This is a genomic window from Flavobacterium sharifuzzamanii, from assembly GCF_003254585.1.
In the GTDB taxonomy this organism is placed as follows: domain Bacteria; phylum Bacteroidota; class Bacteroidia; order Flavobacteriales; family Flavobacteriaceae; genus Flavobacterium; species Flavobacterium sharifuzzamanii.
In genome coordinates this window covers 80,364-95,228 of the sequence record NZ_QJGZ01000034.1, presented here as the reverse complement: position 1 = coordinate 95,228, position 14,865 = coordinate 80,364, and the positions used below count along the sequence as shown (strand labels likewise).

Annotated in this window: 12 protein-coding genes; 3 read left to right on the top strand and 9 right to left on the bottom strand. The window is 33.6% G+C overall.

Going from position 1 to position 14,865, the window contains the following annotated elements:
• Positions 1-36: 36 nt before the first annotated feature.
• Positions 37-381 (top strand): 5-carboxymethyl-2-hydroxymuconate Delta-isomerase, encoded by a 345-nt coding sequence (locus DMA14_RS04515; RefSeq protein WP_111423474.1) that lies wholly within the window; start codon positions 37-39, stop codon positions 379-381.
• Positions 382-502: 121 nt separating this feature from the next.
• On the opposite strand, the gene DMA14_RS04510 is transcribed toward DMA14_RS04515, so the two are convergent.
• Positions 503-2,761, bottom strand: coding sequence for an acyl-CoA dehydrogenase family protein (locus DMA14_RS04510; RefSeq protein WP_111423473.1), 2,259 nt, complete (start codon positions 2,759-2,761; stop codon positions 503-505).
• Between the two features lie 326 nt (positions 2,762-3,087).
• Positions 3,088-4,002 (bottom strand): EamA family transporter, encoded by a 915-nt coding sequence (locus DMA14_RS04505; protein WP_111376953.1) that lies wholly within the window; start codon positions 4,000-4,002, stop codon positions 3,088-3,090.
• 111 nt (positions 4,003-4,113) lie between these two features.
• Here DMA14_RS04505 and DMA14_RS04500 point away from each other — a divergent pair, with 111 nt between their 5' ends.
• Positions 4,114-5,535 carry an aminotransferase-like domain-containing protein gene (locus DMA14_RS04500; protein ID WP_111423661.1) on the top strand — a complete coding sequence of 474 codons (1,422 nt, stop codon included), beginning with the start codon at positions 4,114-4,116 and terminating at the stop codon, positions 5,533-5,535.
• 210 nt (positions 5,536-5,745) lie between these two features.
• On the opposite strand, the gene DMA14_RS04495 is transcribed toward DMA14_RS04500, so the two are convergent.
• From DMA14_RS04495 to aspA, 6 genes are all read right to left on the bottom strand, one after another.
• Positions 5,746-6,693, bottom strand: coding sequence for a bestrophin family protein (locus DMA14_RS04495; RefSeq protein ID WP_111423471.1), 948 nt, complete (start codon positions 6,691-6,693; stop codon positions 5,746-5,748).
• Between the two features lie 124 nt (positions 6,694-6,817).
• Positions 6,818-7,540, bottom strand: coding sequence for an adenine nucleotide alpha hydrolase family protein (locus DMA14_RS04490; RefSeq protein ID WP_111423469.1), 723 nt, complete (start codon positions 7,538-7,540; stop codon positions 6,818-6,820).
• A gap of 83 nt (positions 7,541-7,623) precedes the next feature.
• Positions 7,624-9,006, bottom strand: a complete 1,383-nt coding sequence (locus tag DMA14_RS04485) for a HAMP domain-containing sensor histidine kinase (protein ID WP_111423468.1) — start codon at positions 9,004-9,006, stop codon at positions 7,624-7,626.
• Between the two features lies 1 nt (position 9,007).
• Positions 9,008-9,682 (bottom strand): response regulator transcription factor, encoded by a 675-nt coding sequence (locus tag DMA14_RS04480; RefSeq protein ID WP_111423466.1) that lies wholly within the window; start codon positions 9,680-9,682, stop codon positions 9,008-9,010.
• A gap of 157 nt (positions 9,683-9,839) precedes the next feature.
• A complete protein-coding gene (locus DMA14_RS04475; RefSeq protein ID WP_111423464.1) occupies positions 9,840-11,126 on the bottom strand; it encodes a BamA/TamA family outer membrane protein in 1,287 nt (428 codons plus the stop codon).
• Between the two features lie 156 nt (positions 11,127-11,282).
• Entirely contained in the window at positions 11,283-12,692 is a 1,410-nt protein-coding gene (aspA, locus tag DMA14_RS04470; RefSeq protein ID WP_111376888.1) for an aspartate ammonia-lyase, read from the bottom strand.
• Positions 12,693-12,849: 157 nt separating this feature from the next.
• Here aspA and DMA14_RS04465 point away from each other — a divergent pair, with 157 nt between their 5' ends.
• On the top strand, positions 12,850-13,428 hold the full coding sequence (locus DMA14_RS04465; RefSeq protein ID WP_111423463.1) for a pentapeptide repeat-containing protein: 579 nt from the start codon (positions 12,850-12,852) through the stop codon (positions 13,426-13,428).
• 15 nt (positions 13,429-13,443) lie between these two features.
• Here DMA14_RS04465 and DMA14_RS04460 read toward each other — a convergent pair whose 3' ends face one another.
• Positions 13,444-14,856: an MFS transporter gene (locus DMA14_RS04460; protein ID WP_111423461.1), complete on the bottom strand. Its 1,413-nt coding sequence runs from the start codon at positions 14,854-14,856 to the stop codon at positions 13,444-13,446.
• Between the last annotated feature and the right edge of the window lie 9 nt (positions 14,857-14,865).

Below are 14,865 nucleotides of genomic sequence, written 5' to 3'. Positions count from 1 at the left end.
AATTTTGTTACAACAAACCCAATAAAACTTAAAATTATGCCACACTTTATAATTGACTGTTCAGAAAATGTGCTGCGCCGACTAGCTGCTGATGAAATAATGCAGGGAGTTTTTGATGCCGCTTTATCAACTGATCTTTTCCCAGATTCTGAAATCAAAGTACGCATTAATCCTTTTACGTATTATAACAACGGAAATACTCTAAATGATTTTATTCATGTTTTCGGCTACATTATGGAAGGTAGAAATGATGACCAAAAGAGCAATCTGTCAAAAGTAATCGTTACAAAACTAAATGCGCTACTTCCAGAGGTTTCTGTAATTTCTATGAATGTCCAAGAATTTGAAAAGTCAAACTATTTTAATAAAACAATGATATAAAGGCCCTTATGCTATCATCAATTTTATACCTCAAGCTTTAATGGCATAAAAAAATCTTTGTCAAAGTTTAAAACTTTGACAAAGATTTTTTTAAAACTTATATTACTTATATGATTTAAAATCAAACCGCAATTGGCGCTGCCAAACAGCTTTCTGGAATATCAAAAGCATTTACCAAAGCCACCGCGTCAGGACGAATATCCCAGCAAAGCTGATTTACAATTTTACGGACTGCTTTGGTTTTAACTGCTTCCATATAACCGTCTTCCAAATACCAAGCTTTATTTTTTTCGATTGTAGAAAGTGCGTATAGCTGATTCAGTTTCGTCAAAATTGCTTTTGATTGTTCATCTTCAACCGCTTTTATTGCAAGCTGAAATTGTTCTAGAACTATTCTCTCCAAATACGCCTGAGCAACATCAATCATTTGATGCTGAATGACATTAAACGCATCATAAGGTTCTAATCCGCCGTCAATTAATTTCTTGATGCGTCGCGCTGCAGAAGCCAAAATTGTCTTTTCCCTGTGAACAAATGCCTGAAGATGGAATTCCCCATCTAACAAATGCTCATCGTCAGTTCTTCTGGTTGCAATTGGATTTTTCTCAGCAATAGCTGTTTTCGCATTTTCATATACATAATTAATGATTCCCAACGAACCCATTTCTCCAAACGATTTTCTGAATTCTGCCAAACGATTTTTGGCTACCAATTGCATCAAAACCGTATTATCACCTTCAAAAGTGGTGTAAATTTCAGTGTCATTTTTAAGTGCATCGATTCTGTTTTCAGACAAATATCCTTTTCCTCCGCAGGCTTCACGGCATTCCTGCAAAATATCTCTCGTACTCCAAGTAGAATATGATTTCATTCCTGCAGCCAAAGCTTCAATTTCTTGCATTTCGGCTTCGGTTCTATTTAAAAATCTGTTCGTTAGATATTGAAGCGCAAAATGAACTGCATATGTTTTAGCCAAATGTGGCAACAATCTGCGCTGATGCATTCTATAATTTAAGATCGGAACTTCAGAACCGCCTTCTGGTCCAAATTGTCTTCTTTGATCGCTGTAGCGAATGGCAATTGCAAGTCCAGATTTTGCTGCCGCTAAAGCCGAACGCGGAATTCCGATTCTTCCTCCTACCAAAGTGCCTAACATGGTAAAAAATCTACGGTTATCACTCGGAATCGGACTTTCGAATTCGCCTTTATCATTCACAGAAGCAAAACGATCGAGCATATCTTCTTTCGGAATTACTACATTATCAAAACTAATGGTTCCGTTGTCTACACCATTTAATCCCATTTTGTGGCCACAATCGCCAATTGTTACGCCATTTACGACATTTCCATTTGGATCGCGTAATGGAACCACAAACGCATTAACACCATAATCGTGATCGTCAATAATTAATTTCGCAAAAACAGTTGCTTTTTGTCCGTGAACAGCTGCGTTGCCAATATATTCTTTTTGCGCATTTTTATTTGGTGTGTGAATAGTAAAAGTCTGATCGCTATGATTGTAAGTTGCTGTAGTTTCTAAACCTTTTACGTTCGATCCGTGATGTGTTTCGGTCATAGCAAAACAGCCAGGAAGTTTCAGCGAGCCAATATCTTTTAAATATTTAGCATAATGTTTTTCAGTTCCAAGAGACTGAACGCTCATTCCCCAAAGTCCAAACTGAACTCCGAATTTAATTACCAGACTTAAATCATGATAACTCAGCGTTTCCATAATCGCAAAATAATCGGCTATGTTTTCTCCTCCGCCATATTGTTTTGGATACGCCATGTTTCCAAGGTTTTCATCAGCCAGAATTTTACACCATTTGTAAACGGTTTGTCTGAAAACATTAATATCGGTAGAAGTTTCATAAGCAAATTCAGGTCTTGAAATCACCGATTTTACCCTTTTGATTATTGCAGCTTCTTTTCCGTCTAAAATTTGTGTGATTTTCTGAATATCAAAACTAGCATTGGTATGAGAATCTGCCGTAAAAGAACCTGCTTTGGTTTTAAAGTTTTGAAGCGCTTCTTCACCCAAAATTCCCAAATCGTTTTCCAACTTTTTAAAATCGGATTCTATTGGGGTTAAATCTAAATCGGTTCCCGAAAGTGCTTTTGCAATATCAAAAATCGACTTAACAGAAGATTTATCTTGAATGCTTTTTTCAATATCCGATTTCCATTGTGTGAGTTCATTTCGCGAAGGCGGATTTGAAATATCTACTTTAGAAAGTAAATATTCTTTTTCTTCTTGAGATAATACATTTAGCGAATTTATAAATCCTTGCAGAGTTGTAAATTCTTTTTGAGTCAGTAAATCATCTGACCATACTAAATAAAATAACGGAGTAAAGGCTTGAAGTTTGGCTGATTTCATATCAATAATATTCGTTTCGTATTAGTTTTTTTTTGCCACAGATTAAAAGGATTGAAAGGATTTTTTTATTTGCCACGAATTACACGAATTTCCACGAATTAATTATTCTAAAATAGTTAACAAAATTTGTGGAAATTCGTGTAATTCGTGGCAACATTCTTTCGTACAAGAATATAATCCTTTTAATCTGTGTAATCTGTGGCTACTATTTTTTCAGTTTATCGCAAAAAAAACAGGAATGAAATATACTCATTCCTGTTTAAACATCCTGTTAAGATTCTGACAATTTTCGATTTTAAACCAATAAAAAATATGAAAACTAAGAATTAAGAACCTTTGGATATTGAGGTCATTTTTTGCTTTATGGCAAAAATATGATGCGAATTAAAAACTAACACTGCAGTAAAAATGATACCGTATGCTGTAATCTGCAAAGGCGTGATATTTTCTTTGAAGAAAAAGGCCGCCAAACCAAATGCAATCATCGGATTAATGTTTAATAACATTCCAACTGTTGAAGAGTTGATTCCTGAAAGTGCATATAAATTGAGAAATAACGGAATTATAGTAAATACAATTGCAATGGTTTCAATGCAGAAATAAAACTTAAATTCCGTTGGAACCGGTCCCCCAAAAACCGGATAAAACGGTAATAAAAATAATGCAGCCAATGTGATATGAAAAGTTAGAACAATAAACTTGTCAAAACCTCTATTGGCGCGCTGGCTTACTAAGTAAGCGGCATAAGTAAGACCTATAATGATACTGAAAAACATATCCATGATATCGCTATATGAAAGCAATAAACATCCTGAAATGCTTAATCCCACAGAAAGCCATTGCGTCTTTAGCAGTTTTTCGTTTAGTATAAAATAAGCTAATAATGTAGTCAGGATTGGGCAAACAAGATAAGCCAGAGAAGCGGCTTTTACGCTGATATGATTTACTACATAAATGAATGTAAACCAATTGGCCATCAAAAATGCGCTTCCGCCAATATTTAAAAGAATTGATTTTCTTTTTTCTGATTTTGGTAAAGCTTTAAAAATATCAATGGTTTCTCTTATTTGTTTTCTTTTAAATAGAAAAGCAATCAAAAGCATTAAAATACCACAGCTAAAAACACGAAAAAACAGAATATCCAATGACGGATAATCATGTATCGGTTTTAAAACTAAGCTAAAAAGCCCCCATGTAATAAAGGCTGAAATTGCTGCTACGTAATACTTTGTTGTTTTCACAAAATTCGCTTTTGAATTTATTTTCTTTTGATGAAGCAAATTTCTAAAAAATTAAACAGCAATACAGATACAGTTTTTGTAAATTGCAGCATAACAGTTTTTATTTTTACAATGAAAAATTCAAATTACTTATATCTGCAATTTGCTGACCTCATCGAAAAACAGATCAAATCTGGACTTCTAAATGTAGGCGATAAACTGCCTTCTATACGAGAAGTTTGTGCCGAAACTGGTTATAGTATGAGCACTGTCAGCAAGGCTTATTATGAAGTGGAGAGCCGTTCTTTGATCGAATCAAGACCGCAATCAGGTTATTATGTAAGTAATATTTCGGCAAGAACAATTCCAGAACCATCTGCAAGCAAACCGCTTTTAACTCTTGAAAATATTGAACGTGAGGATTTAGTAGATTTGGTTTATGGCGATATGCGTAAAAAAGACATTACGATGCTTTCGCTTGGTTTTCCGTCCAATGAATTGCTTCCGATTGCGAAACTGAATAAAGGAATGGTTCAAGCCATGCGCCAATTGCCCAACAGCGGAACAAGTTATGAAGAAATTGAAGGAAATAGTAATTTAAGAAAAGAAATTGCGCGCTGGTCGTTTACTTGGGGCGGTTCTTTGACTGAAGATGATATTATAACAACTCCGGGCTGTATTTCGGCAATTTCGGATTGTTTATTAACGCTCACGAAACCGGGAGATACGATTATTACAGAAAGTCCGGTTTACTTTGGAATTCTGCAATTGGCGAGATCTTTAGGTTTATACGTAATGGAACTTCCTACCAATATGACAACAGGAATTGAAATAGAAGCAGTTAAAAAAACACTTTCTACAAAGAAGGTAAAAGCTTGTGTTTTGATGAGCAATTTCAGTAATCCGTCGGGAAGTATGCTGCCAAACGAACATAAAAAGGAAATTGTCCGTTTAATGGATTTCTATAATGTTCCGCTAATTGAAGATGATATTCACGGCGATTTGTATTTTGGAACAAGCCGTCCAACAAATTGTAAAACATATGATGAAAGCGGTATCGTTTTGTGCTGCAGTTCGGTTTCTAAAAGTCTAGCACCAGGCTATCGTGTGGGTTGGGTTTCTCCAGGGAAGTTTAAAAAAGAAGTTCTGAGAACTAAATTATACCATACAATCTCTAATTCAACTATTACACATGAAGTCGTTGGTGACTTTCTAAAAAACGGTCGCTATGAAAACCATCTTAGAAAAATTCGCCAGATTCTGAATCGAAACTGCACCAATTATATCAATACCGTTTTAGAATCTTTTCCAGCGGGAACCAAAGTGAGTCAGCCTCAAGGCGGTTTTTTCCTTTGGGTCGAATTGGATAAAAAAATTGATACTGTAGCTTTTTATCATTTAGCACTGAAACATAATATTAGTATTGCTCCGGGAAGAATTTTCTCTTTTCAAAACCAATTTTCAAATTGTATGCGCTTGAGTTTTGGATTGCCTTGGTCTAACGAATTGAGAACTGCTATTCAGACGTTGGGAAGATTGGCGAAGCAATTATAAAGTTCCAATAATCAACGTAACATTTGTCATTTCGACGTAAGGAGAAATCTTCGCGAGAAGCTCTACAAAGATTGGAAAATTGTTACGGAGTTACTTGTGGAGATTTCTCCTTACGTCGAAATGACAAAACTATGTGTTTAAATAAAAAAACTGGACAGCGCAACTACTCACTGTCCAGCCAACAATTAAAAGAAGACCAAAATTAAATAGTTATAAGACAAAATAAGCGTCTTTCTCGACTTTCTTAGGTTCGTCATTTAAATCAAATTCTTTCAGAATATCAAATTCACTTTGATATTCGTTCAGCATTTGTTTGATATTTTTCTCAATTGTATTTGCAATTGCCGTAACCGGAGTATCTGTTGGTCTGTTTTCAAACGGATCTTGCAAATGAATCGCCATTCTTTCAATCAAAAAGAAAGCGGCACCGATTGCTGTAATCAACGGAATTGCAAACCAGCTCAATACGCTTGTTAATCCGAAAGGCAATACAAAAATGAATAAACACAAAGTCAATCTGATGTACATACTGTATGTTGTTGGGAAAATCGTGTTTTTAATACGCTCACATTTCCCCATTTCATCACACAATCTTGACAAAGTATTATCGATTTCAACCTGCTGATACATGTTGATTTTCTTTTCGTTTTTAGCAGTTCTTAAATCTCTCGCATGTAACATCAAAATCGCATTCGGAACGTTCTGATGATTTTTTATGTATTTAATTTCTTCTTCGCTAATTAAACCTTCAAGCGGTTTTATAGGGTTTCTGTTTCTTAGTGATTCTCCTAAACTATAACACCATGCAATTTGCCTTTTAGCAAAATTTTCTTTGAATTCGCTGGCTTCAACTGAATAACCAGGATCATTGTAAAAGGTTAAAACTTGACGAATTAAGGTTCTTGAATCATTTACAACTGCTCCCCACACAATTCTTGCTTCCCACCATCTGTCATAAGCTTGATTGGACTTAAAGGCTAATAATAAGGAAATAATTGTTCCAATCATGGTTGGAATCGCAATCGGGATATCTACAGGAAGGTTGATGAAATAATGATGCAAAATTTCAAATAGTACTGTATATGCGAGTACTAGAGCAATTTCTACTTTAATTTTCCCGAGAACGTACTTCATTGGTATTCTTTTCTTTAATAACATATTTTCGGTTTTAAATTAATATTTTTAAGGTTCTAAGGAACTAAGGGGCTAAGGTTCTGAGATCCTAAGGCCAAAAATTAAAAAACTAAGTACCTTAGAACCTCAGAATCTGAGAACCTTAGTCTCAAACCATCTCTTCGTACAATGAAAGAACTGGAAGGCCTAGCTTTTCATTGATATTTTCTTTTTTGGCTTTTTTAAATTTGATTTTTTCGCCTTTGCGCGTTTCCACTAACATGTCAATGTTATGTTTTGAAATAGCTTCTGATAGAAAAGGTGCAACATTTTCGTAGTTATCTTCAAAACTGGCTGTCTGACTTACAATTTCAAAAGAGAAATTGGCGCTTAAAAATTCCTGCACATCTTTTACATGAATATTTTTACTAGAATTTTCAACATACAATGCTTTATGGAAAACCTCTTTATTGATTTCTGTACTGAGATGCAGAATAGGACATTTTTGATTTCCCGCCAATTGCACCAAATACTGATGAATTCTTTTGGTTTCCTGTTTATAAGAATGAGTGAGAATAATCAGCTTTACAGAAAAAGCTTCGATAAGACGCCTGAAAATTGGTGCCGAAAGTCCGTATTGGTTGTGAACTTTTAGCTTAATATTTGAAGTATGTTCTATAATATAACGGCAAGTTTCCAGAACTTCTTCCTGGCTTTTGGTAAGTCCAGATTTCATTTCTCTCAAAAAACCTGAAGAAGAAAACGTATCAGGGGCTTCTGAAACTAATACTAAAATAATTTCCGACTCAGTATTCTTAGACTGATTTACCGCAGATTTAACAGCCGAAATAGTATCATCTTTTAAAGTTGTAGGTATAAGAAAATTTTTCATAAGTATATTTTTTTAGTTTATACCTACAAAATAACTCTCGGCAAATTAGACCGTTATTAATCTAAAATTAGAATTTCCTAAAATTAAACATTAGATTTTTTAATGTTGCCTTTTTTAAAGATGATTGTAACGATTGTTCCTTTATTCTGCTCAGATTGCACTTGAAGTTCACCATCATGCATTCTTATGATTTTAGACGCTAATGGCAGCCCTAAACCATAACCAATGTATTTGGCAGCGATTTTACCTCTAAAGAAAGGTTCATATAAATGCGGAATATCTTCTGGCGGAATTCCGATTCCAATATCATTGATCGCAATTTTGATCATTTCTTTATTGGCCGTAAGATTCACAAAGACTTCGTTGTTGTCTGAATATTTTACTCCATTGGTAATAATATTATTGATTGCTAATTCTAAAAGCGGTTTATTGCATGGCAACAATAACAGATTAGAATCTTCTGGAGCAAAATTAAGTTTAATGCTTACGCGATTATCTGGATAAATTTTATCTAAATCTGATTTTACATCCAATAACAATTCGTCCATTCGGGCAATATCCGAAACTTGTTTTTGTCCGTCATATCCTGTTTGGGTCAGCTTAAGAAGGCTTTCTGTCAAGTTTCCTAATCTTGAAGCTTGACTATAAATATTTTGCAAAGATTCTACATATTCATGCTTTTCTCTCTCTTTTAGCAGCATAATCTCCGACTCGGCAATAATGGTTGTAATTGGCGTTTTTAACTCGTGAGAAGCATTGTTAATAAAGTTAGCCTGAATCTCAAAAGAAGTTTCTAGTCGATCCAGCATATTATTAAAAGTATTGGTCAAATCTGAAATTTCATCAGAGTTTTTAACTTCTGGAAGGCGATTGTGCAGATTAGAAGCACTAATTCTTTTTACTTCTTTTGTAATTCTTGCTACGGGATTAATAACACGTTTTGCTAAATATCGACCTAAAAGAAAAGCTAGAATCACAAATCCGATTCCGCCAAAAAGCATAATTTTGACAATATAAACCGTTGTATCTTTTCCTTTGCGGTCTCTCGCGCCAACAATTACAATATATTTTTGATTGTTTTCTTGAAAAATCTGTCCTAAATAATACTTATTGTCTTTTTCGTAAGAGTCTTTCCCTGTACTTAAAATATTAGTATAAAAAGTATTAGGAAGATTCAGATTGGTATTGTAGTCAAAACTATTATGGCTGTTAATTTTTAATACATACTCTTCTTCTTCTATCAATTCTTCAAGACCATTTTTTTGAAGATTTTTATAATATTTAATTTTCTCTGGATCTTTTTGAAAATGAATTGAAGCTACAATTTTGGCCCTATCATCTAAACGCTTTAAGAAGTGGTATCGGTTATTTTCTCTAAATAAAAAAAACACGATGATACACAATAGCGAAGTGCTAAAGGTAGAAAGAGCAACATAATTGAAAGTGATTTTTTTCCTAATGTCCATATTATGGTTTTATTACATAACCCAAACCTTTCATAGTATGAATCAGTTTGGTTGAAAAAGGCTTGTCTATCTTTCTTCTTAAGTACGTAATATATACATCGACAACGTTGGTATTCATATCAAAATTAATATCCCAAACATTATCTAAAATCTGATCGCGCGAAACGATACGACCTGTATTTTTAGCCAAATAATATAAAAGCTTAAATTCTTTGGCCGTTAAAACGATATTTTCTCCGTTTCTTTTAACTGTTTTTGCACGTCCATTTATTTCTAAATCAGCAATTGTGATGGTGTCTATTTTTTCTGTTTCCTGCTGTGATCTTCTATATAAAGCATTAACTCTGGCGTCTAATTCACCAAATTTAAAAGGTTTAACCAAATAATCATCCGCACCAGAATTAAGTCCAGTTACAATGTTTTCTGAAGTTCCTAAGGCAGTTAAAAGTAAAATTGGCACGAAATTTTTTTCGGCGCGAAGTCTTCTGCAGATTTCAATTCCGTTGACATCAGGAAGCATTACGTCTAAAATTACAACATCGAAAGTATAATTATGAATCATTTCCATAGCTGTTTTTCCATCCATAGCTACGCTCACTTCATTATTATTTTCTGCAAAACCTTTTCGTAAAATCGATAATAGATTTGGCTCGTCTTCGACTATCAGTAATTTCATATTAAGAAGTTTGTATATACAACAAAAATAAGAATACTATTTAAAATAATTTTAAACAACTTTACAAATTATGATTTTATTGTGAACAATAAAAAAAGCAGACCCGATAGCCTGCTTTTTAATATTATTTTACGTTTAAAGCTTGCAATTTTTAAAATTAAAAAGTCTCTCCAGCATTCAAGTAAAATCCTTTAGAATTATTACCCCAAGCGTAATCTGCAATAAGATTAGTTCTTGTCGCTTTATCGATTAAAACACGAAGGCCGAAACCAAAGGCTGGTTGTACATATTCAAAAAGCTTGGTATTAGTATCTGGATTGCTTGTGGTTACAAAATTTGTAAAAACGGTACCACTCAGCATTTGATTGCAGGTTATCGGAAATCTAAATTCGCTTGCCAAATAAACCAAATTTGTACCTCTAAATAATCCCTGCGTATATCCTTCTCCGCTTCGACTTCGCTGATCCCAGCCAATTGCAGGCAAATTCAAATACGGAACTTTTCCTTTGGTTACAAACTGTCCGTAAGTCCAAAGCGCCAAAATATATCTTTTGTCTTTTTGCGAAACTGGAATAAAATTTCGGTATTCGGCGTATAAAACATTACTTACTTCTTGATTGTCAAATATTTCCGGATTAAAACGGTAATTTATATTAGCAAACCATCCATGTGTTGCATTTACTTGATTATCTCTAGAATCATAAACCAAATTAAGACTCACACCGTTTAAAAAATATTCTGATTCATCGAATCCATATTTTTGATTATAATTATAATGATACGTAAGTTTTCCATTTGCAACGTCAAGTTCTTTATCGACAATACTTGAATACCAATCGATATTTAGACCTCCTCCAACATAAAAATTTGGGCGAACTTGAAAGGAAACCGACTGATGAAATTTAAAGTAATTGTAATCCATTGGTTCAGCAATAGAATCAATGCTGAAACCAGGCTCCTGATTGCGACGAGGCGGAATAATATTTGTTCCTAAACCATAATTGGGTTGCGAAAAAATATACAAACGGTAATCTCCACTCAAGAATATCTTGTTGTTTTTGAGCAAAATATTATTCTTGACATTTACCAGCCATTGTTTTTTTGTGGTATAAGTTATTCCAACATTTGCTATTGAATATTTATCGGTTGCTTCTTTTCCTTTGAAAGTATATTGCGCCACAGCACCATAAAAGAAACCTGTTGCGGGCTGGGAACCTATCGCGGGAATAATCAAGAAAAAGCTATTTTTTATGGGTTTAACAACATAAACAGAATCCTTTTTTTTGAAGATTTCTAATATTGTTTTAGGAGGGCAAATTTTTGGATTTTGAACTTCGGGATTCTGATTTTCCTCTTGAGCAAATAAATTGAAGGAAATAAAGAGTAATAATCCTAAGATTTTATACTTGTACTGAAAGGCATTATTTTTTAAAAAAATCACCATTTACAAAGTTTAGTTTTAGGAATAAGACTTAATCTTACTGTAAATATAAGTCTTATTTTCAACATCTTACAAACTAAAACTAATTAATTCAAAATTATTTTAACAAAAAAAGCCGTCAAAAATAAATTTGACGGCTTAGGAATATCATCTCAAATATTACTTGGTAATAAATTTTGGGTGAATTAAATTTTCTAAAGAATAAATTTCATCCCATTTTTCTTGTGTAATCAACTTTCTTTCCAAAACTGCAATCTGATGCACACTTTTACCCGTTTTTAAAGCTTCTCCAGCAATACTCGCACTTTCTTCGTAACCTAAAATCGGATTCAATTGCGTTACAATTCCGATGCTGTTCATAACCATATTATAGCAATGATCAACATTAGCTGTAATTCCGTTAATACATTTATCGATTAAAGTCTGAATAGCATTTGAAAGATAATCCAACGAAGTAAACATTGCAAAAGCAATTACAGGTTCCATTACATTCAATTGCAATTGTCCCGCTTCTGCCGCCATTGTCACCGTTAAATCCTGACCGATTACATAAAAGCAAGTCTGATTTACCACTTCTGGAATTACCGGATTTACTTTCCCTGGCATAATAGATGAACCTGGCTGACGTGCCGGAAGATTGATTTCGTTAAAACCAGTTCTTGGTCCTGAACTTAATAAACGTAAATCGTTGCAGATTTTAGAAATCTTAACCGCAGAACGTTTTAAAGTTCCCATAATCTGAACGTAAGCGCCAGTATCAACCGTTGCTTCAATTAAATCTGGTGAAAGTGTCAGCGGAATTCCCACCTCATCAGCCAAATATTTTACGCAGATTTCTGGATAACCTTCTGGAGCATTTACTTTTGTTCCAATGGCTGTTGCTCCCATATTTATTTCTAACAACAATTCCTGAGCATTTTTTAAACGCTGAATATCTTCTCCAATTGTTGTAGCGTAAGCTTTAAATTCCTGTCCTAAAGTCATCGGAACCGCATCTTGCAATTGCGTTCTTCCCATTTTTAGGACTTCTTTAAACTCTTCTCCTTTTTTAGCGAAAGCAACTTCTAAACCAGCAAAAGTTTTAATAAAGCTTTCCATTTTCAAATACAAAGCAATTCTAAAAGCCGATGGATAAGCATCATTTGTCGATTGAGAACAGTTTACATGATTATTTGGATGCAGAAAATTGTATTCTCCTTTTTTATGACCTAAATATTCTAATCCGATATTAGCAATTACTTCATTGGCATTCATATTGACAGAAGTTCCTGCTCCACCCTGAATTAAATCGCTTACAAATTCCTGATCAAATTTGCCCGCGATAACCTGATCACTTCCGTAACAGATTGCTTCGGCAATTTTAGAATCAATTGCGCCGCAATCTTTATTGGCTAAAGCAGCAGCCTTTTTTACATATCCTAAAGCTTTGATAAATAAAGGTTCTTTTGAAATCGGAATTCCTGTAATGTTGAAATTCTCTACAGCTCTAAAAGTCTGGATTCCGTAGTATAAATGATTCGGAATTTCTAATTCTCCCAGAAAATCATGTTCTTTTCTTGTTGGTTCCATATAATAAAATTGATATGTTTTGACTTAAAAAATAAGTGTAAAGCTACATCAAATTATGCATTAAAAATGTGAATGAAATCAAAATCATTTATAATTTGTTCCCATTATTTTATCGTAAATCATTACCTTTTCACCTTCAAATAATTATAAAAAAAGGTTGAAAAAAGAAAGCGAATATTTTCTTGATAAAGAATACAATACGATTGTTTACGCTAAAGATGATCTTAATTTTAAAGACTTTGAATCTTGCGTTTTTAACAATTGTAACTTTTCTGCATGCACGTTTTTAGCCGTTACTTTCATTGATTGTGTTTTTAATGACTGTATTTTCAGCGAAGCAAAAATCAATTATGTGGCATTGAGAACCGTTACTTTTAATCGATGCGAAATTAAAGAAGTGAATTTCGCTATGTGCGATAAACTAATTTTTGAAGTTCGTTTTAATGATTGCATTCTTGATTTTTCTAAGTTTTATACTTTAAAACTAAAGGGAACTCCGTTTACCAATTGCAGTTTAATAGCTGTAGATTTTATGGCGGCAGATTTAACTGGTGTAATTTTCGATAATTGCGATTTATACCGTTCTGAATTCAACAAAGCCATCGCTAATAAAGCCGATTTTAAAACGAGTTATAATTATACAATCGATCCTTCTAAAACTAAATTGAAGAAAGCAGTTTTTTCTTTGAATGAAGTGAAAGGGCTATTGTTTACGCATGATTTGATTGTGAGTTAGTAATAATTGTTTTTTTTAATATTCTTTTTCTGTTTTTGCGGGAAGAACAGAATTGGGCAACAGAAATAAAATAAGCAATACACTTGTTAAGCAAAACAGATGAATTACTGTGCCATAGAAAAAAGCATTATAGAAATCTGTATAATCTGTTTTTCCTTTTGCAAAATAGTAAAATACACCCCCTGTTAAGGTAATGCCCAATGCACCAAACAATTGCTGCAATGTAGAATAAACTCCTGATGCATTTCCAATTCTGTTTTGAGGTAAATCTTTCAGCGCAATATTAGCAAATGAAGGCAGAACCATGGCTACACCAATACCGTGCAAAAACATGGCAAAGTATCCCTTGTAATCGATTGATTGATAATAAAAAAAAACTAGCTGAAAAATAAGAGAAAACATAATAAGCAACACTCCAAAAATTAATACATTTTTACCATACTGAAGCACCAATCTAGCTGTAAAAAATGACGCTAAAATAAAACCGCATCCTTGAAATACAATAAAATATCCTGCTTGCATAGGAGAAAGTCTAATACCGTCTTGCAGAAAAATTGCCAATACAAAAAAGTAAGCATCAAGCATCAGCATAAAAAGAGCTGAAGCCGAAACCGCAATATTGAAATTCTTGTGCGTAAAAAGCTCCATGTTCAATAATGGCTCTTTTTTCTTTAATTTTCTTTTGATCTGTCTTAATATAAAACCTATCAGAAATACTATAGAAATTGTCAGCGTAATTGCAACCAAATCTTTTTGTTCTAATCCGACAGCCATCGAAAAAACCAGTAAAGCAAGCCCTATGCATAATATAAATGCGCTCCAATAATCCATTTGCAAAGAAGAATTGTCTCTCGATCGATTGAGATAACGCATGGCCAGCAAAATCGCTATTAAACAAATAGGAATATTGATAAGGAATATATACCTCCATGATTGATCGATTAAAAACGGTTGGAGTTCTACAAGAGAACCTCCTAAAAACTGCCCCAGCATTGTGCCAATTCCAATCGCAATTCCATACCAGCCCATTGCATAAGTGCGCTCCTTATGACTAACAAAAAGAATTTGAATATAAGATAAAACTTGTGGCGCCATTAAGCTTGCGCTTATACCTTGAAAAAACCTCAAAGCAATAAGCTGATTTGTAGTGGCAGCAAACCCGCATCCCGCAGAAGTAACCATAAACAAAAACAGCCCTAGAATAAAGATTTTTTTTCTTCCAAAATAATCTCCTATTTTTCCGCCAATTATTAAAAAAGAAGCAAACCCAACCATATACATAGCTACAACTAATTGGATTTTTCCATTACTGGAATCAAGACCACGTTGAATAGACGGAATCGCAACGTTTACAATAAATATATCCAAAATGGTAAGCAAATGTGCGAGTAACAAAATGAGAAGCGAAATATATTTTGTATTTTTCATATTATATAG